Genomic DNA, 17,675 nt, shown 5'->3' with positions numbered 1-17,675 from the left:
TTACACTTTCTCCACTTCCGGCCGGCCAAGAATGCCGGTGGGCTTGAAGATCAGCACGATGGCGAGGATGGCGAAGGTTGCGACATCCTTGTAAGCGATCGAGAAATAGGCTGACCACAGGCTTTCGATGAGGCCGATCAGCAGACCGCCGAGAACAGCGCCAGGCAGCGAACCGATGCCGCCGAGAACGGCTGCCGTGAAGGCCTTCACACCCGGAATGAAGCCGTCGTTGAACGAGGCGACACCATAATACATCAGGTACATCGAACCGGCGACGGCGGCGAGTGCTGCACCCATGATGAAGGTGATCGAGATCGTCTTGTCGACATCAACGCCCAGGAGAGCCGCCATCTTGCGGTCCTGTTCGGTGGCGCGCTGGGCACGACCCAGCGGCGTCTTGTTGACGATGTACCAGAAGGCGAACAGCAGGATCGAGGTGATCACCACGATCAGGATCTGCTTCAGCGAAATGGTGATATTACCGATATGATAGACCTCGGTGACCAGAGGCGGGATCGGCTTGTTGCGCGGGCCCTGCGTCACCTGGATGAAGTTGGACAGCACGATCGACATGCCGATCGCGGTAATCAGCGGCGCCAGGCGGAACGAGCCGCGCAGCGGGCGATAGGCGATGCGCTCGATCGTCCAGTTCCACAAACCCGTCATCAGCATGGCGACGATCAGCATGACCAGAAGCGCCAGCGCCACCGGAATACCGGCGAAGAACGTGGTGAGGATGAGAAAGACGATCAGGGCAGCAAAACCGCCGAGCATGAAGATGTCGCCATGGGCGAAGTTGATCATGCCGATAATGCCGTAGACCATCGTGTAACCAATTGCCACGAGGCCATAGATCGATCCGAGAGTCAGCCCGTTTGCGAGCTGCTGGATAAAATATTCCATGTAGTTTCCCCTGGATGCGATCTTTGGGCGGCCGCATCTTTTGTGTCAGTGTCCCTTATGGGATCTTCAATTTTTTTGATTCCTACCCGTTTCGATAGAAATGTGAAGTGCAAAAGAAAGAGGCAGAAAAAAATTAGTGGGCTTTTGCCCAGGATGGCGCAAATACGCTCACCAATGCTAAAAATGCGGCACACACGTCACAAATTCTGTGCGGAAATAGCTGGATATGACCGACCTCTGGTGGATAAAACCGGAGGAATCCCGCAATCCTAGAGTGAATTAGTCGGTCATCAAAACATGGGGCATCGCTTCGCCCGCTTTCAACCACAGCGGCTGACCAGACTACCCTGGGGTTCGGGAGCATGCCCGGCCGGAACGAAGCGAATTTCGTCACCACGCCCTGCCCCAGACCCAGGCCAAGACTTAGGCGGCCGCACGAGGCCAAAGCGCCCGAGATACTGGAGCCCAGTAAAATAACGAGATTCTGGCGGATCGTCGGGCACAGCACCCGACACCTGATCTTCCTCGATGTATTCGAAAAGATCGCGGCCACCGGGATCTAAGGACTCGCGTACCTCATGCGAATTGTAAAATTCCAGTTGCGCACCCAGATCGGTCCGGGCTGGAGCAGCATCCGGATTGCAATGGGACGAAAGGCTTCCCGAAGCCGGCTCGAAAATCAAAAGCTTGTAGACGGTGCCCAGATAATATCGTGATCCATCCTGATTTCGATAGACAGACAGGCCGGAATCATACGGTCTTTTCCAAAGTTCTATCCATTCGCTGGAAGCACCCTGAAAGGGGCTGCCAACCTTGGATAGAGTCACCCTTTCCCTCATGCTGGTATCCCAGGCCATGGTGTAGGTCAGCTCATACCCCGCAGGTTCCAGCCGGATCGTGACGGAGCGCGTCAAAAACACCCGCCATCCGGCATAAGCGGCACCGATCAGCAACAGGACAAGCACAGGCATCACCCGGCCCCATCGGATCCTGCGACGGCCGGCTGCTGTCATCTCTTTAATCTCCAAACCCGCGCGTCATCGCAAACTCACGACCGGCGTCGCGCAATTCGTCGAAGACATAGGCCGCATGGGAGCGCGGCACGATGATCTCGAATGCATCGGCACCGGTGCGGGCCAGATTGCCGGCAACGCGGCAGATCATCATCGGCGCCGACTGCCCCTCGGCAAACATGTCCGCATGCAGATCCACCGCAACACATTTGGCAAGGATGGTGCGCACGTCCGGGCCGGATAGCGCCATCAGCACCTGTCCATCGCTCTGCTCGGCAAAGGAGAGGCCCGGAATGGTGGCCAGAGATGCCGAAATCGTTGCAGCGCTGGCACTTTGCGATACGACCAGCCAATCCGACGGGCTGACCGACCGGACGACGACATCCTCGACCAGCGACAGCGCTTCGGCCACCGCGGCTTCATGGCCGGCATGCGCGAGCGTGGAAAAGATCACCGGGCGGCGAACGACCGTCAGGTGGTTGGCATTCGGGCTCGGCTCGTAACCGCCCATGCGGTCCTCGAGGATGTGCCGGTGTGTGAAGGAAATCGACATCGGCATGACCTCAGGCGTGCAGGTTCAGGTTATCGGGATCAACGAAAACAGGCGAGCAGACTTCCGCCAGAAACTCGGTACTGCGCACCGCATCCCAGACGAGGATCTTTTCACCGATGCGCTCGCGGCCGGATTTCAGCATGGCAAGCCCGATCCACTGGCCGATATGCGGCGAGAAGCAGGCCGAAGAGACAAACCCCTGCCCCGCCGTCATCGACGGCTCGACACCTTCGCGCAGCAGTGCAGCGCCTGCCTTGAGCGGCTTGTCGAGTTCGACCGGCTTCAGGCCGACCATCTGCAGCCGATCTGCGGCTGTCAGGCCATAACGGGTGGAGAGGCGCTTGCCGATGAAGTCGGGCTTGGCCGCCGACATCATCTTGCCAAGGCCGACATCATCGGCCGTGGTGCGGCCATCGAGTTCGGAATGGGTGACATGGCCCTTTTCGATGCGCAGCACGTCGAGCGCCTCAACGCCATAGGCGCAGATCCCCTCTTCGCGCCCGGCCTCCATGATCGCATCGGCGACCGCTTCGCCATAACCGGCGGACACGGCCAGCTCATAGGCCAGCTCGCCAGAAAACGAGATACGGAACAGCCGCGCAGAAAGCCCACCCTTCAACCGCACTTCTCGTGCAGCGAGGAACGGGAAAGCCGCGTCGGAAAGATCCTCCTCGACCAGCTTTTGCAGGATGGTTCGCGACTTTGGCCCGGCGAGCGACATCTGCGCCCATTGGTCCGAGGTCGAGACGAAACGCACGTCGAGATCCGGCCAGAAGGTTTGCGAGGCAAATTCCAGATGCGCCATCACTTCGGCCGCGTAAGCCGTCGTGGTGGTCATCACATAGTGGTTTTCCGACAGTCGGCTGGTGGTGCCGTCATCGAAGACCATGCCGTCCTCACGCAGCATCAGGCCATACCGCGCCTTGCCGACCGGCAGTTTCAGGAATGCATTCGAGTAAACGCGGTTCAGGAATTCGGCGGCGTCGCTACCAAAAATCTCGATCTTGCCGAGCGTCGAGACATCGCAGAGGCCGGCATTCTGGCGCACGTTGAGCACTTCGCGATCGACGCTTTCGCGCCAGGTCTTTTCCTCGCCCTCAACGAAATAGGCGGAGCGATACCAAAACCCGCTTTCGAGGAAGGTCGCGCCGTTCTTCTTGGCCCAGCCATGCAGCGGCGAAGTGCGGATCGGCCGCGACTGTTCGGCCCGCGCAGTGCCGGCCAGTGCGCCGAAGGAAACCGGCGTGTAGAACGGACGATAGGTGGTGGTGCCGACTTCGGCCGGAGACACGCCACGCATGCCGGCCAGAAGCGCCACGGCATTGACATTGCCGAGCTTGCCCTGATCGGTCGCCATGCCGTTGGTGGTGTAACGCTTGGCATGTTCGACATGGCCAAACCCTTCGCGGGTCGCCAGCGCCAGATCATCGACATGCACATCGTTCTGGAAATCGACAAAGGCTTTCGAGCGCGCACCCGGCACATACCAGAGCGGCGCAAAGGACGGATCGTATTCGCCCTCCACCTCCGGCGTATTCACATGCCCGACCAGACGGCCGACGGCTTCCACTGCCGCATGCGCCTTGGTGGCGCCATCGCGCAGGCATTCGGACATGGTAGCGTGTCCCGCAGCCGAACCGGCAGCGATGAACAGCGGCCCGACATCCGGGGCCAGAAACGCCTGCGCCTCCTGCGACCACACCGGCCTGGCGCCGCGCTGGCACATCAGATGCACGATCGGCGACCAGCCGCCGGACATGGCCAGCGCATCGCAGTCGATCATCTCGTCATAACCAAAGCGGTTGGTCATGATGCCGGAGAGGCGCTTGCCGCCCTTGGTATCGACAATCGAGCCGCTGCGGATAACCCGCACGCCATAAGGCGCATAATCCGCAGATTCCGCGCGTGAATCAATGATGGCAGCGATATTGACGCCGCGTGCGGACAAATCGGCGGCGGTGCGATAACCGGAACCGCCATTGGTGAACACGGCAACCTTGCGACCGGTGGCAACGCCATAACGGTTGAGATAGGTGCGCGTTGCATCCGCCGTCATGATGCCGGGACGGTCATTGCCGCCGAACACCAGCGGCCGTTCTTCCGCGCCGGATGCAAGAATGGCGCGACCGGCCGCGATACGCCACAGCCGTTCCACAGGCTTGTCGGCGCTCGGCACGGCCACATGTTTCTGCACCTTTTCGACAGCGCCAAACACCATGTCGTCATACCATCCGAACACGGTGGTGCGCGGCATCAGTGTCACATTCGGCATGGCTGCGAGTTCGGCCAGCGTCGCCGAGACGAAATCGGGTGCCGAAACACCGCCGATCACTGCGGTTTCGGACAGAAGCGAACCGCCCAGACGAAAATCCTGCTCGGCAAGGATGACCCGCAAACCGGCGCGAGCGGCCGTCAGCGCCGCCATCAGCCCGGCCGGGCCGGAACCGACCACCAGCAGATCGCAATGCGCCCAGCTTTTTTCATATCGATCCGGGTCGGCTTCCATCACCGCCTTGCCAAGACCGGCGGCGCGGCGAATGACCGGCTCATAGAGCTTTTCCCAGAAGGCAGCCGGCCACATGAAGGTCTTGTAGTAGAAACCGGCGCCCAGCATCGGCGACAGTGCACCGTTGATCGAACCGATATCGAATTTCAGCGAAGGCCAGGCATTCTGGCTCTTCGCCACCATGCCGCTGTAAAGCTCGGCAACGGTCGCGCGTGTGTTCGGTTCGGTGCGCGCATCCTTTCCGATCGTCACCAGCGCATTCGGTTCCGACGCTCCCGCCGTCACCGGCCCGCGCGGGCGATGATATTTGAAGCTGCGGCCCATCAGCATCTGGTCATTGGCCAAAAGCGCCGAGGCGAGCGTATCGCCCTCGAAACCCTTGTAGCTTCGGCTATCGAACGAAAATTTCACGACGCGGCTGTGATCGACCAGCCCGACATTGGCGATACGCGACGAGGTCATGCCGTACCTCCCTTGGCTGCTTCGCGTGCATCGGTCACGGCAAAAACCGCGTGGGTCAGGTTATCACGCTCGACCACCAGCCAGCGGCGGCAACCGGCCACATGATGCCAATATTCGCGAATGTTTCCACGCGGATTGTCGCGCAGATAGACATAAGCATGCCAAGCCTCCTCCGAGGCGGCAGGCGCCGGCCGTTCCGGCACGGCATCGCCGCGGATGGAAAACTCTTCCTTGGGTCGTCGTCCGCAATGCGGGCAGGTGATCAGGCTTGCCATCTGAAAAATACTCGGTTCATGCCAGTTCGGGGCCGGTTGGGCGCCAGCTCAATGAATGTTCGGTTGCGGACCCTTGCCCGCCTCGTCCACCGCATAACCGCGCTCGAAACGGTCCAGCCGCAGCGCGCGCGCCACATGATGCGGTTCGTTTCTGGCGATCAGGTGCGCAAAACAGAAACCGGAGGCCGGCGTCGCCTTGAAGCCGCCGTAACACCAGCCGGCGTTGAGATAGAGGTTGTCGATCGGCGTGCGGTCGATGATCGGCGAACCGTCCATCGACATGTCCATGACGCCGCCCCAGCTGCGCAGAACCCTGAGCCGCGAAAGGCCGGGGATCAGCGACACCCCCTCCTCCATGGTGGATTCGACGATGGCGAGATTGCCGCGCTGCGCATAGGACGAGTAATAATCGATGTCGGCGCCGAAAACCAAACCGCCCTTGTCGGATTGCGAGATATAGAAGTGGCCGCCGCCATAAACGATGACATTGTCGATCACCGGCTTGATGCCTTCCGAGACAAAGGCCTGCAGCACATGTGTCTCGATCGGCAGGCGCAGATCGGCCATGCGCGCCGTCTCGGAGGAATGGCCGGCCGTCGCCAGCGCCAGCTTGTTGCAGCCGATAAACCCTTTTGACGTCTCGACGCCTGTGACCTTGCCGTTTTCGTCGCGGCGGATGGCGGTCACCTCGCAATGCTGGATGATATCGACGCCGTGGCTGTCGGCACCACGCGCATATCCCCAGGCCACCGCATCATGACGCGCCGTGCCGCCGCGCTTTTGCAAAAGACCGGCCTTGATCGGGAAACGGGCGTGATCGTAATTAAGGTAAGGCATCATCTTCTGCAGGTCTTCGCGATCCAGCAGCTCGGCATCGACCCCATGCATGCGCATGGCATTGCCGCGCCGCGCAAAGGCGTCGCGCTGGCCGTCGGAATGCGCCAGCATCATCACGCCGCGCTGGCTGACCATGGCATTGTAGTTGAGATCCTTCTCCAGCCCTTCCCACAGTTTCAGCGAGAATTCGTAGAAGGGAATATTGCCCTCAAGCAGATAGTTGGAGCGCACGATCGTGGTGTTGCGGCCGACATTGCCGGAACCGATATAGCCCTTTTCCAGCACCGCGATATTCTTGATGCCGAATTCCTTGGCCAGATAATAGGCCGTCGCCAGACCATGCCCGCCGCCGCCGACGATGATCACATCGTAATGCGGTTTCGGCTGCGGTTCTCGCCAGACCGGTTTCCAGCCGCGATTGCCCGACAGCGCCTGTCTGAGAATGGAAAGGGCGGAATAACGCATGCGAAGGTCCTGTTTTAAACGCGGCCAACATGCGCATAAGCGCGTCCGAGAACAAGCGCAAACCCGCTCACAACATTCTGTTTGCGACCATTTTTCACGGCCGGCGGAAGAAAGGCACGTTTTTCACGCTGCCAGACAGGCGTGGACGTTTTCGACACCCGATTCAATCTTTTCAATCGCTTGACTCCGAGTTCATCCACGCATTCCGCGCAGGACTTAAAATCCCGTCTGTTCAACCTCGTCAAAGGAGACGACACATGGCAGACCGCACGACCAATATCTCGATGCCTTTCATCCTGCCGTCGCAGGCGCAGAAACACGTCACCCATAACGAGGCACTGCTGGCCCTCGATGCGATCGTTCATCTCGCCGTCGAAGCCGAGCTGACCGCCCCGCCGGCAGCCCCGGCCGAAGGCGCACGTTTTATCGTGGCGGCAGATGCCGGCGGCGACTGGGCCGGCTATGACGGCCATATCGCTGCCAGGCAGGATGGCGCATGGTCCTTCTTCCGCCCGAAACAGGGCTGGCTCGCATGGTTCACCCCCGAGCAGAAGCTGAAAATTTTCGATGGCTCGGTGTGGAGCACTGTCGATACCGGCAATGCGACCCCCGACATGCTTGGCATCAATACCAGCGCAGACAGCTATAATCGTCTGGCGGTTGCCTCCGAAGCCAGCCTGTTCACCCATGTCGGCCACGGGCATCAGGCAAAGATCAATAAATCCGCCCTCACCGACACGGCAACGCTGCTGTTCCAATCGAACTGGACGGGCCATGCCGAAATTGGTCTTGCCGGCGACAATGATTTTTCGATCAAGGTCAGCAATGGCGCAGACTGGCATACGGCGCTCAAAATTGACCAGAGTGGTGTCATCAACCTGCCTCAAAGGCCGGCTGGCCGCGCCTACAGGAACGATGGCGCCGTGAATCAGACGGATACGATTGACAGCGGTTTTACCGGACTGGACCAGGTACAGGGCGGCGTGGTGCTCGGGTCGCAAATTGGCAGCATCGGCCAGGCCCTCAAGGTTCCGGCAGCCGGTCTTTATCTGATTTCGTTGCTTGTCACTGCCACGAGTTCTTCCGGCCATGTGACCAGTCTCATGATCAACGGCTCAAACCTTATGTTTGGCCTGTGGGCTCCGGCAGCCGCGCCTCTGGGCCTGTCCCACACGCAGGTCGCTTTTCTGGCTGCAGGCGATGAGCTGTCCTTGCGGCATACCGGAACGGCACAGATCTATTTCGCTCCCACCTTGACACAATTGACTGTCGCCATGCTGTGATCCGACTGCCATGGTTTGAACGCATCGACACTTCAAAGTGGTATGAACACGCACAACCCAGAAGAAACATAGAGATACGGATCATCGCCTAAAATTTGAATCAAGGCTGTCATGAAATTGCTGCAATGCAAAAATATCTCAATGAATTCATGACAGCCTTAATTGATCCCTAATCAAGCGGGTTGAGCAGTCCTGAGTATGTGTTATATCAGGATCTAGACAAACGATTGAAAACATAGATAACGCGGGGAACGTCGTGAGCATATCCGATCTCCACAAAAGCGCAGCCTATGCCACCGTCCGGAGTCGCGAGTCCTTCGCGGTTGCGAAAAGCAACAGTCGCGCCGTTGCATTCTCCAAGCCCCGACTGAAACGGGGACACCTCACCGCCAAACGTGCGGTGGATATTTCCGTCTCGCTGATGGCCCTTATCGCCCTGGCACCTCTGCTATTGGCGGTTGCTGTTCTGATCAAGCTCGACAGCAAGGGGCCGGTGCTTTTCCGGCAGACCCGCTGGGGCAAGGATTGCAGCAAGATCAGGGTCTACAAGTTCCGCTCGATGCGCACCGACCTCGGTGACGCGACCGGTGTGGCCCAGACCATCAAGAACGATCCGCGCATCACCAAGCTCGGCGCCATCCTGCGCAAGACCAATATCGATGAACTGCCGCAGCTTCTGAACGTGCTGAAGGGCGACATGTCGCTGGTCGGCCCGCGTTGCCATGCTATCGGCATGCTGGCCGCCGGTATTCCTTACGAGGATCTGGTGCCGGATTATCACCGTCGCCACATGGTCAAGCCCGGCATGACCGGTCTCGCCCAGATGCGCGGCCTGCGTGGTCCGACTGATCGTCCCGGCAAGGCACGTGCCCGCATTGCCTGCGACCTGCATTATATCGACAAGTTTTCCGTCTGGTTCGATATCCGCATCATGGTGGGAACCGTTGTGTCCGAACTGCGTGGCGGCAAGGGTTTCTGACGAAACTGTCCGTCTTCTAATTCCCGGCAAATAAAAAGCGCTCCCTCCAGGGCGCTTTTTTTCTGACTTTTTCCGTTATTGGCTCAACTTTTCCACAGCAGGGACAAAATCCCGTGAACCGCTTAGGTAAATGTTAAAACTGCCGCTCTAGGCTCTCTCACGTGGTCTTGTGTAGTGTAGAGAGTCCAATGACCGAAATGATACGACCCCGAGTTAAATATGTCATCGGACCCGATGGCAGCCCATTGACGATTGCTGACTTGCCCCCGGCCGATACGCGCCGCTGGGTCATTCGTCGCAAGGCTGAAGTGGTTGCTGCAGTCCGCGGTGGCCTGTTGAGCTTGGAAGAAGCCTGTGAGCGTTACACGCTCACAGTAGAAGAATTCCTATCCTGGCAGGCATCGATCAATGATCATGGCCTTGCCGGCCTGAGAACAACCCGTATCCAGCAGTATCGTCACTGACGTCTGTGTTGCCGAATTCGGCCTGCTTTAACCCCTCTCGACCTCAGGGCCGCGAGGGGTTCTGCTTTTTAAGGCGCCGCCTTCTGAGCGCATCGCGATCGACCAGCGGCAGGATCACGCCGGAAATCAGTGTCGAGCCCGCGTAAAACCAGAGGCCCGGTTGGGCAATCGCGGTCGCGAGACCACTGGTTTTTGCCGCGAACACCACGATCGCCACCAGCATCACATCCATCATCGACCATTTCGACAGGTACGGCATCACCCGCCGGAAGCGGCTGCGCGTCGATTGGCCCTCCCCGCGTATCGCGCCCAAAAAAAGCGCCGCGAGTTTGAGGATCGGAAACAGGATGGAAAATCCGCCGACCAGCAAGGCCAGCAAAATATCGCCGCTCGTCCAGAGCGAGGAAACGACGCCGACCAGTGACGGCGTCTTGCTGAAAAAATAAAAACTGTCGAAGCGCATGATCGGCAGAAAAAGGCCGAGCATCAGAAAAACAGCAGCAACAAGTATCCATAAAAATTTCGACAGATGCATCAATCGCTCCAGCCACGTGGTGACCGTATGTAGCGCATGATGTGGTGACAAAACACCCGACAAAAACGACAACGGGCCCGGCAGAATGATCTGCCTGGCCACGTTGGCGATATGGATCCGGCGATAGGCGGCCGGAAACTTTTTTATGCGCGAGCGCGCTGGTTGCCGACGTCGCGTTCTTCCAACGCCGTTGCCTTGGAAAGCTCGGCCTGTGCTTCTTCAAGCACCAGCTCTGCGGAATCCTGCTGGCTTTTCAGCTCGCGGATCGAAACCTGGAGATTATCCGCCCGCTGCCGTGCCGCCTTTGCAAAGGTCGGATAGGCAAAGTGGTTAGGATCGGAAATTCCGGACTTCTTTTCTTCAAGCGTGATCTGGTGTTCCAGCTCTTTCGCCATTCTTTCGAATTCCGCCATCATCATCTGCAACTGCTGCAGCTGTCGGCGCTTGTCATTCACCTGAAATTCTTTCAGGCGAACCAGACTGTCACGCGATTTCATACGCAATACTCCCGTGGATAGCGAGACCCCGGCCAAATTAACAATCGAGCCTGTGTCCGAGTTGTTACACATAGGACCAAAAAAATTTCCACGACGTTAATGAATTTTTCGTCGCGGTAACCTTTCGTTTACGGGCATCGTTAATGATAAGGCCGATCGCTTAAGGGTCAGTAAATGCCATGGTCGATTATTCGACTAACGACAATGACGAGTCGTATGAATCACTTAGCGCAATTTCCTCGCGTTATGATTCACGTTTTGGCGGTGACGGATTCTCAATTGAAATCAGGCCAGTACCAATTTTGTTTAACAAATTCCTGTACCTTGCCAACACGAGTCAGAGTTTGTTAACCATTTGGTGGCAGCCTCCAAATCAGGCAACGACTGGATCCGGTGCGCGTTAGGGGGTTGCAAACCTTTCGCGGCGGTAAAGGGGAAAAACATGCGGGTTCTATTGATCGAAGACGACAGCGCAACGGCTCAGAGCATCGAGCTTATGCTGAAGTCCGAAAGTTTTAACGTTTACACCACCGATCTCGGTGAAGAGGGCGTCGATCTCGGCAAACTCTATGATTACGACATCATCCTTCTGGATCTTAACCTGCCGGACATGTCCGGTTACGAAGTGCTGCGGACGCTGCGCCTCTCGAAGGTTAAGACCCCGATCCTGATCCTGTCGGGCATGGCTGGCATCGAAGACAAGGTACGAGGCCTTGGTTTCGGCGCTGACGATTACATGACCAAGCCGTTCCACAAGGACGAACTGGTTGCTCGTATTCACGCCATCGTTCGTCGTTCCAAGGGCCACGCCCAGTCGATCATCATCACCGGTGAACTGATCGTTAACCTGGACGCCAAGACCGTTGAAGTCGGTGGTCAGCGCGTTCACCTGACGGGCAAGGAATACCAGATGCTGGAGCTGCTTTCGCTCCGCAAGGGTACCACGCTCACCAAGGAAATGTTCCTGAACCATCTTTACGGTGGCATGGACGAGCCGGAACTGAAGATCATCGACGTTTTCATCTGCAAGCTGCGCAAGAAGCTGGCAAATGCGGCCGATGGCGCCAACTACATCGAAACCGTCTGGGGCCGTGGCTATGTGCTGCGCGAACCGGATGGCGCGGAATACGCCGAAACGGCCTGATAGAAATATCGGAATTCCCCTTCCGCAAGGCCCGCGCGATCGTCATCGCGCGGGCCTTTGCACGTTCAGGCAATGGGATACGGCAAGGATGATCGGCCAGACAAAAGGCCGGGCACGTAAAAACGTCCCGGCTTTGTGCGTTTATTCGGAAATCAGGCGGCGATCGACAGATTGGCAAAGACCGACGAGAGGATCTTGCGGTCGAACGGCTTCAGCAGGAAATCGTCGGCACCGGCGCGCTTGCCCTGCATCATCTTGCGCAGATCGGCTTCGATCACGCAGTAATAGATGCGCACCTTGTCACCATTCGGAATCGCACGCACACCGGCGATCAGTTCCAGCGCACCTTCCAGGCCCGCATCGACGATCAGCACGACGGGAAGTTCAGCCTTGCAGCGCTGCAAAGCCTCACCGGCACTTGCCGATTCCGAAACCATGAAGTTGAGTTCGCTGAGGATACGCTTCGCAACGGTCCGGACGATATCGGAACTGTCGGCAATCATCAGACGCTGCATGGTGGACTCCCCAATGGATCCGGCCTTCGATGAAAGCGCCGGGACCTGATCCTAAGGGGAGCTCAGCTAATGAATGGTTACCGTTCGGCGATATAAATCACACGATTGCAGTTTCTGCGATAAACGCAATCTTGTCTTCGAAGACGACGTGCTTGAGATCCATATTGGCCTCTTCCGCCAGCAGCACCGTGTAATAGGGCTGAACCGAATGGGCATCGATCGCCTCTTCGATGCTGCCGGAGCAGATCTCGATGAATTTCGGCGGCACGCGCAACATGCGGCCCTTCGATGTGATGGTGAATTTGGCATCGCCATCCGGGTCTTCGAGCATGATATCGAGGCTGCCGCCGCGCGGGATCGAGCTATAGGCGACCATGAACAGGTTGAGCAGCAGCTTGACGCGGTTCTTCGGGATGATGGCGCGCGGACCGCTCCAGGTCACTTCGACCTTCTTTTCCGCAGCGGCAAATTCCTTGGCAGCCTTTTCGGCTTCACCGGTATCGATCGATGCACCGACCGAGCCGGAGGCACCGAAGGCAAGACGGGCGAACTTGAGGCGAACCGAGGCATTGATGGCCGAGGTACGGATCAGGTCCAGCGCTTCCTCGTCGGTTCCGCCCTCGTCCAGCAGCTCCAAACCATTATTGATGGCGCCGACGGGTGAAATCACATCGTGGCAGACGCGGCTGCACAGGAGCGATGCGAGGTCGGCACCGCTCAAGGTGAGATTGGGGTTCTTCGGCATCGGGAGTTCCTGTTGTTTAAAATGTTACAGCGTCTTTCCTGCGCCATAGAATTGGCGCATGGCGCTGCAATGTCGGCCACGAATGGCGAGAACCTGAGCACGCCAACGTTGCGCGAAAATGACGTCAGCGTTGCGCCTTAAGAACACCATTTTTGGTAAACCGATTGTTAACACCATCGCCTCAAGATGGTTAGACCGCTATATGCGACTTGAATCGATGCGAACCACGGAAAGAACGATGCGCCCGAGCAAATTTTACGCCATCGCCCGCCTGGGTTTTCAGAGCCTGCTTGCCCCTGTTCTTGCAATGCCTCTTGCCCTCCCCACCGTCGCCGCAGCCCAGCAGGGCAGCGAACAGTACACGGCGCAGGAAATCGTCGACGCCGGCCACGGCTTCTTTGGCTCCGCCAGTGGCGGCCTGGCCAAGGTCGTCGAACGCGCCTTCCAGCAATATGGCCTGCCGAATGGCTATATTCTCGGCCAGGAAGGCTCCGGCGCCTTCATTGCCGGCCTCACCTATGGCGAAGGCCAGCTTTATACCAAGAATGCCGGCCAGCATGAAGTCTACTGGCAGGGCCCGTCGCTGGGTATCGATTACGGTGGCCAGGGCACGCGCGCGATGATGCTGGTCTATGATCTTCCGTCCATCCAGGCGCTTTATGCCCGTTACGGCGGCGTCAGCGGTTCGGCCTTCGTCATCGCCGGCGTCGGCATGACCGTACTGAAGAACCAGAATGTGGTGCTGGTGCCGATCCGCACCGGTCTTGGTGCCCGTCTTGGCGTCAATGTCGGCTATCTGAAGCTGACACCAAACCCCACCTGGAATCCCTTCTGATCCCTGTCATCCAACTTTCGCCTTTTCGGCGTGCGATGCGCTTGCCGCCTCGCGCGCCTCATGCTTAGCTGATGTTAGGCAAGAAGACTGCAATAGGCTCGATATTTCAGACTGCGGGATGGCCCTCACGTGATCCAATTTGCCCTGTTGTTCGGCCTCGGCTTTCTGACTGCCGTTCTTTTCGCCATGATTCTGGCGCCTGCCATCCATCGGCGGATCGTGCGCTACACGGAAAACCGCATTCAGGCGACCATGCCGATCAGCCCGCAGGAAGTGCGCGCCCAGCGTGACATGGCGCGCGCGGTCTACGCTGCCGAGAATGCCCGCACCAAACAGGACCTGATCAAGGCACGCGACAACGCCGTTGCCCTGCAGCTGCGCCACGATGGCATCACCGCCGATGCCACCCGCCTTCAGTCGGAAAACCACGAACTGCACATGCAGATCGACGACATGAACACCGAGGCGTCCGATCTGCGGTCGCGCCTGCGCCGCGAGGACGTCTATATCCAGCAATTGCGCGCAGCACTTCAAACGGTCGAGGATGCCGGCGCCGCCAAGGATCTGGAAATCGAAAGCCTGCACAAGCGCGTCATGAAACTCGGCGCCGATCTCGACAATCTCACCATCGATCTGTCCACCCGTGACACCGAAGTCGAGAACCTGAAATTCCGCGTCTCGGCGCTGCGCGAGGAACGTGACGCGATGCGTCATGACGTGAAACTGCTCACCACCCGCGCCAAGGAAGCAGAGACCCGCCTGACGCAGGAAGAGCACCGGGCGCTCAGGCTGGAAGACAAGCTTGCCCGCGAAGTGACCGAGCGCAACGACAAGGAAAACGCGCTGGAGCGCCGTGATCAGGAAATCACCCGCCTTCGCGACAAGGTGAAGACCGCCAATTCGGAAACCCGCGCCGCCAACCGCGCTTTGAAAGCCGCGGGCATCGCCCTGCCCGCACCCAAGAACAAGCAGGAAGACACAGAAACAGAAGAGAAGGCCTCCCCCCTTGTGGCTGACGTGGCAGACAACACCGCCGACCTGTCGGCCATGACACAGGATATCCGCAATCGCGGCACCGCCCTTGGCGAACGCCTGATGAAACCGCGCGGCAAGGCTGGCGACGACGCCATCCGCGCCGAAATGGCCTCGATTGCCGCCAGCATGGTGGCCCTGACGGCCGCGACGGAAGGGCCGTCCTCGCCGGTTCACAAGCTGCTGGAAGCATCGTCTGAGCAATCGGACAATGGCCGCATCAGCCTTGCCGACCGCGCCCGCGAAGCGATTTCAGAACAGACGCAAGACGCGTAAAAATCAGATTTTCTGTTGAATGCGGGCGATTTCGTAAAGCGCGATGCCCGTCGCCATGCCGGCATTGAGGCTGTCGAGGCCGGGCCGCTGCGAGATACGCGCCGTGCTGAAGCGCTTCATCACCGCATCGGGAAGCCCCTCGCCCTCGGTTCCCGTCACCAATGTTATGCCTTGCCTCTCGGCCGGGATATCACGCAGATCGAATGTGCCGGAGGGCGACAGCGCCCAGATCGACAATCCACGCGCCGTCAGCCGTTCCAGCAGCGACAGGATGGTACCGCCGCGCGCATAAGGTACCGACAGCACCGAGCCGACCGATACACGCAGCGCCTTGCGATAGAGCGGATCGCAGCAGGTCTCGTCGAGCAGCACGGCATCGGCACCAAAGGCAGCGGCGTTGCGGAACATGCCGCCGATATTGTCGTGATTGGAAATGCCGCAGGCGGCCACCACCAGCGCCTTGTCCGGCAGGCTGTCGATCAGGCCATCGAGATCCGGTTCAGCCACACGACGGCCGAGCGCCAGAATGCCGCGATGCAGGTGAAAACCGGCAATGGCATCGAGCACCGCGCCGCTCGCCACATAGACAGGTATATCCTCCGGCACGTCGGCCAGAATATCGCGCACGCCCTCGACGCGGTTTTCCAGAAGCAGGATCTTTTCGATCTCGAACGATCCGGCTCCATGCGCGGCAGCCGTCATGCGCAGAACCACCGTGCCTTCGATGATGAAGCGACCCTGCCGCCCGGCAAGGTCGCGTTCCTTGATATCGCGGAATTCCGCGATGCGGGGATCGGCCGGATCCTCGATCCGGGTAAGCCCGTTCCCCTCGACGCGCATCAGTGGCTGCCGACCGTGACGTCGGCGATGATGCGGCCGACGGACAGATCGAAGATCAGCGCCTTGGACGTGCCGTTCAGTGTGCCGAAGAACAGGATCTGGTTGCCCGAATAGGAAACCGACTGCACGACAAAGCCGGCCGGCAGGTTGGCGGTGGCCGAGAGCGGCTGGTCGGCGGGCACAGAAAGGCCACCGGATGTCTGGGTGGTTGCAGCCGTCTGGGGAGCCGGACGCGTGATCTTGTAGACAATGGCGGCGAGGACAGCCATAAAGCAGACCAACAAGATGCCGCCGGACACCAGCTGCAGCTTGATCATCTTGCGACGGATGTTCTCCATTGCCGGATCGAGCGGCTCTTCTGGGCTCTGGTCCTCGATTTCGGCTTTGGTCATGGAACGGTCCTTGCGTCAGATTTTTCAACATCGGATGAATGAATGAACGACCCCTTTAACCAAGGCGAGCAGCCAAGGAAAGTCCTGACCGCCTCAGACGATGCAGAAGGCCGCATCGATGCATGGCTGGCAACCGAACTCGGCGGCGAATTTTCGCGCAATCGCCTCAAGGCGCTGATCGAACAGGGCGCCGTCAGCCTGAATGGCAAACCCTGCACCGAGCCGAAGAAAAAGGTTTCTCCGGGCGACACGATCGAGATCGTCCTGCCCGAACCGGAAGATCCGGAGCCCAAGGGCGAAAACATCCCGCTGGAAGTGCTTTACGAAGACGAAGACGTCATCGTCATCGCCAAGCCGGCAGGTCTCGTCGTCCATCCCGGCGCCGGCAACTGGACCGGCACGCTGGTCAATGCGCTAATCTACCATTGCGGCGACAGCCTGTCGGGCATCGGCGGCGTAAAACGCCCCGGCATCGTCCACCGGCTGGACAAGGACACGTCGGGCGTCATGATCGCCGCTAAGAACGATGCCGCCCATCGCCACCTTTCCGACCAGTTTGCCGATCACGGCCGCACCGGCCCGCTGGAGCGCGCCTATATGGCCGTCGTCTGGGGCCGTCCCAACGGCTTGAAGGGCACGATCGACGCACCGCTCGGCCGCGCCAATGGCGACCGCACCAAACGTGCGGTGAAGAAGGAAAACAGCGACGACGCCCGCCACGCCGTCACGCATTATGAAGTGAGAGAGCGCTTTCACGAAAAGCCCGATGCCACGTCGCTTGCGGCGCTCATCGAATGCCGGCTCGAAACCGGCCGCACGCACCAGATCCGCGTGCACATGGCGCATGTCGGCACCCCGCTGATCGGCGATCAGGATTATGCCGGCGGCTTCAAGACCAAGGTGAACACGCTGCCGGACGAGGCACGGGATGTGGTCAGCCGTTTTCCGCGCCAAGCCCTGCACGCCTTCCTGCTCGCCTTCGAACATCCCCGCACCGGCGAGGTGATGGAGTTCGAAGCGCCGATCCCCGATGACATGGCCGAACTGATCGAAGCACTACGGGCCTGAGGTGTCGCGACACGCGATGACATCATTTACGGCCGGGCTCATTGTCCGGCCGATCC

At 59.2% G+C, this 17,675-nt stretch carries 19 protein-coding genes; 7 read left to right on the top strand and 12 right to left on the bottom strand.

The features are described 5' to 3' along the window. The 6 genes from AAIH70_RS08395 to AAIH70_RS08370 form a co-directional block, all read right to left on the bottom strand. Nucleotides 1-903 carry a branched-chain amino acid ABC transporter permease gene (locus tag AAIH70_RS08395; RefSeq protein WP_132271716.1) on the bottom strand — a complete coding sequence of 301 codons (903 nt, stop codon included), beginning with the start codon at nt 901-903 and terminating at the stop codon, nt 1-3. 320 nt (nt 904-1,223) lie between these two features. After that, nucleotides 1,224-1,916, bottom strand: coding sequence for a hypothetical protein (locus tag AAIH70_RS08390; protein WP_430033792.1), 693 nt, complete (start codon nt 1,914-1,916; stop codon nt 1,224-1,226). Nucleotides 1,917-1,920: 4 nt separating this feature from the next. Then, nucleotides 1,921-2,469, bottom strand: a complete 549-nt coding sequence (locus AAIH70_RS08385) for a sarcosine oxidase subunit gamma family protein (RefSeq protein ID WP_132271714.1) — start codon at nt 2,467-2,469, stop codon at nt 1,921-1,923. Nucleotides 2,470-2,479: 10 nt separating this feature from the next. Then, nucleotides 2,480-5,437, bottom strand: coding sequence for a sarcosine oxidase subunit alpha family protein (locus AAIH70_RS08380; RefSeq protein ID WP_132271713.1), 2,958 nt, complete (start codon nt 5,435-5,437; stop codon nt 2,480-2,482). Beyond that, nucleotides 5,434-5,712 carry a sarcosine oxidase subunit delta gene (locus AAIH70_RS08375; RefSeq protein WP_132271712.1) on the bottom strand — a complete coding sequence of 93 codons (279 nt, stop codon included), beginning with the start codon at nt 5,710-5,712 and terminating at the stop codon, nt 5,434-5,436. The genes AAIH70_RS08380 and AAIH70_RS08375 overlap by 4 nt, the downstream gene beginning before the upstream one ends. Nucleotides 5,713-5,760: 48 nt before the next feature. Continuing rightward, nucleotides 5,761-7,014: a sarcosine oxidase subunit beta family protein gene (locus AAIH70_RS08370; protein ID WP_132271711.1), complete on the bottom strand. Its 1,254-nt coding sequence runs from the start codon at nt 7,012-7,014 to the stop codon at nt 5,761-5,763. Nucleotides 7,015-7,271: 257 nt separating this feature from the next. On the opposite strand from AAIH70_RS08370, the gene AAIH70_RS08365 reads away from it, so the two are divergent. From AAIH70_RS08365 to AAIH70_RS08355, 3 genes are all read left to right on the top strand, one after another. Further along, nucleotides 7,272-8,297, top strand: coding sequence for a DUF2793 domain-containing protein (locus AAIH70_RS08365; RefSeq protein WP_165931926.1), 1,026 nt, complete (start codon nt 7,272-7,274; stop codon nt 8,295-8,297). A 256-nt stretch (nt 8,298-8,553) separates the two neighbouring features. Next, nucleotides 8,554-9,276, top strand: a complete 723-nt coding sequence (locus AAIH70_RS08360) for a sugar transferase (RefSeq protein WP_132271709.1) — start codon at nt 8,554-8,556, stop codon at nt 9,274-9,276. A gap of 188 nt (nt 9,277-9,464) precedes the next feature. Then, complete coding sequence (locus tag AAIH70_RS08355) at nt 9,465-9,740, top strand: DUF1153 domain-containing protein (protein ID WP_112733674.1); 276 nt, start codon at nt 9,465-9,467, stop codon at nt 9,738-9,740. Nucleotides 9,741-9,783: 43 nt separating this feature from the next. Here AAIH70_RS08355 and AAIH70_RS08350 read toward each other — a convergent pair whose 3' ends face one another. Together AAIH70_RS08350 and AAIH70_RS08345 are read right to left on the bottom strand one after the other, a co-directional pair. After that, nucleotides 9,784-10,275 (bottom strand): paraquat-inducible protein A, encoded by a 492-nt coding sequence (locus tag AAIH70_RS08350; RefSeq protein WP_132272546.1) that lies wholly within the window; start codon nt 10,273-10,275, stop codon nt 9,784-9,786. Between the two features lie 143 nt (nt 10,276-10,418). After that, nucleotides 10,419-10,772 (bottom strand): flagellar export protein FliJ, encoded by a 354-nt coding sequence (locus AAIH70_RS08345; protein ID WP_132271708.1) that lies wholly within the window; start codon nt 10,770-10,772, stop codon nt 10,419-10,421. A gap of 442 nt (nt 10,773-11,214) precedes the next feature. On the opposite strand from AAIH70_RS08345, the gene ctrA reads away from it, so the two are divergent. Beyond that, a complete protein-coding gene (gene ctrA / locus AAIH70_RS08340; protein ID WP_112733668.1) occupies nt 11,215-11,916 on the top strand; it encodes a response regulator transcription factor CtrA in 702 nt (233 codons plus the stop codon). 152 nt (nt 11,917-12,068) lie between these two features. On the opposite strand, the gene AAIH70_RS08335 is transcribed toward ctrA, so the two are convergent. Beyond that, complete coding sequence (locus AAIH70_RS08335; RefSeq protein ID WP_132271707.1) at nt 12,069-12,431, bottom strand: response regulator; 363 nt, start codon at nt 12,429-12,431, stop codon at nt 12,069-12,071. A gap of 97 nt (nt 12,432-12,528) precedes the next feature. Beyond that, a complete protein-coding gene (chpT, locus tag AAIH70_RS08330; RefSeq protein ID WP_132271706.1) occupies nt 12,529-13,176 on the bottom strand; it encodes a histidine phosphotransferase ChpT in 648 nt (215 codons plus the stop codon). 238 nt (nt 13,177-13,414) lie between these two features. On the opposite strand from chpT, the gene AAIH70_RS08325 reads away from it, so the two are divergent. Together AAIH70_RS08325 and AAIH70_RS08320 are read left to right on the top strand one after the other, a co-directional pair. Then, nucleotides 13,415-14,011, top strand: a complete 597-nt coding sequence (locus AAIH70_RS08325; protein ID WP_132271705.1) for a DUF1134 domain-containing protein — start codon at nt 13,415-13,417, stop codon at nt 14,009-14,011. A gap of 129 nt (nt 14,012-14,140) precedes the next feature. After that, nucleotides 14,141-15,319, top strand: coding sequence for a hypothetical protein (locus tag AAIH70_RS08320; RefSeq protein ID WP_132271704.1), 1,179 nt, complete (start codon nt 14,141-14,143; stop codon nt 15,317-15,319). Nucleotides 15,320-15,322: 3 nt separating this feature from the next. Here the strand turns inward: AAIH70_RS08320 and AAIH70_RS08315 are convergent, their stop codons facing one another. Beyond that, nucleotides 15,323-16,159: a TrmH family RNA methyltransferase gene (locus AAIH70_RS08315; protein ID WP_132271703.1), complete on the bottom strand. Its 837-nt coding sequence runs from the start codon at nt 16,157-16,159 to the stop codon at nt 15,323-15,325. Further along, nucleotides 16,159-16,551, bottom strand: coding sequence for a hypothetical protein (locus AAIH70_RS08310; RefSeq protein WP_132271702.1), 393 nt, complete (start codon nt 16,549-16,551; stop codon nt 16,159-16,161). Before AAIH70_RS08310 ends, AAIH70_RS08315 begins: the two co-directional genes overlap by 1 nt. A 42-nt stretch (nt 16,552-16,593) precedes the next feature. Here AAIH70_RS08310 and AAIH70_RS08305 point away from each other — a divergent pair, with 42 nt between their 5' ends. Then, nucleotides 16,594-17,619 (top strand): RluA family pseudouridine synthase, encoded by a 1,026-nt coding sequence (locus tag AAIH70_RS08305; RefSeq protein WP_132271701.1) that lies wholly within the window; start codon nt 16,594-16,596, stop codon nt 17,617-17,619. The last annotated feature ends 56 nt before the right edge of the window (nt 17,620-17,675 follow it).

The organism is Neorhizobium sp. BT27B, from assembly GCF_050455485.1.
In the GTDB taxonomy this organism is placed as follows: Bacteria; Pseudomonadota; Alphaproteobacteria; order Rhizobiales; family Rhizobiaceae; genus Neorhizobium.
Note: the sequence above shows the minus strand (reverse complement) of the source record. Positions and strands in the feature narration are given on the sequence as shown.

Coding starts and splice junctions, on each gene's coding strand:
- AAIH70_RS08305 (WP_132271701.1), top strand. CDS start 16,594: ATGAACGACCCCTTTAACCAAGGCGAGCAGCCAAGGAAAGTCCTGACC.
- AAIH70_RS08335 (WP_132271707.1), bottom strand. CDS start 12,431: ATGCAGCGTCTGATGATTGCCGACAGTTCCGATATCGTCCGGACCGTT.
- AAIH70_RS08350 (WP_132272546.1), bottom strand. CDS start 10,275: ATGCATCTGTCGAAATTTTTATGGATACTTGTTGCTGCTGTTTTTCTG.
- AAIH70_RS08385 (WP_132271714.1), bottom strand. CDS start 2,469: ATGTCGATTTCCTTCACACACCGGCACATCCTCGAGGACCGCATGGGC.
- ctrA (WP_112733668.1), top strand. CDS start 11,215: ATGCGGGTTCTATTGATCGAAGACGACAGCGCAACGGCTCAGAGCATC.
- chpT (WP_132271706.1), bottom strand. CDS start 13,176: ATGCCGAAGAACCCCAATCTCACCTTGAGCGGTGCCGACCTCGCATCG.
- AAIH70_RS08355 (WP_112733674.1), top strand. CDS start 9,465: ATGACCGAAATGATACGACCCCGAGTTAAATATGTCATCGGACCCGAT.
- AAIH70_RS08390 (WP_430033792.1), bottom strand. CDS start 1,916: ATGACAGCAGCCGGCCGTCGCAGGATCCGATGGGGCCGGGTGATGCCT.
- AAIH70_RS08325 (WP_132271705.1), top strand. CDS start 13,415: ATGCGCCCGAGCAAATTTTACGCCATCGCCCGCCTGGGTTTTCAGAGC.
- AAIH70_RS08395 (WP_132271716.1), bottom strand. CDS start 903: ATGGAATATTTTATCCAGCAGCTCGCAAACGGGCTGACTCTCGGATCG.
- AAIH70_RS08365 (WP_165931926.1), top strand. CDS start 7,272: ATGGCAGACCGCACGACCAATATCTCGATGCCTTTCATCCTGCCGTCG.
- AAIH70_RS08375 (WP_132271712.1), bottom strand. CDS start 5,712: ATGGCAAGCCTGATCACCTGCCCGCATTGCGGACGACGACCCAAGGAA.
- AAIH70_RS08310 (WP_132271702.1), bottom strand. CDS start 16,551: ATGACCAAAGCCGAAATCGAGGACCAGAGCCCAGAAGAGCCGCTCGAT.
- AAIH70_RS08315 (WP_132271703.1), bottom strand. CDS start 16,159: ATGCGCGTCGAGGGGAACGGGCTTACCCGGATCGAGGATCCGGCCGAT.
- AAIH70_RS08380 (WP_132271713.1), bottom strand. CDS start 5,437: ATGACCTCGTCGCGTATCGCCAATGTCGGGCTGGTCGATCACAGCCGC.
- AAIH70_RS08370 (WP_132271711.1), bottom strand. CDS start 7,014: ATGCGTTATTCCGCCCTTTCCATTCTCAGACAGGCGCTGTCGGGCAAT.
- AAIH70_RS08345 (WP_132271708.1), bottom strand. CDS start 10,772: ATGAAATCGCGTGACAGTCTGGTTCGCCTGAAAGAATTTCAGGTGAAT.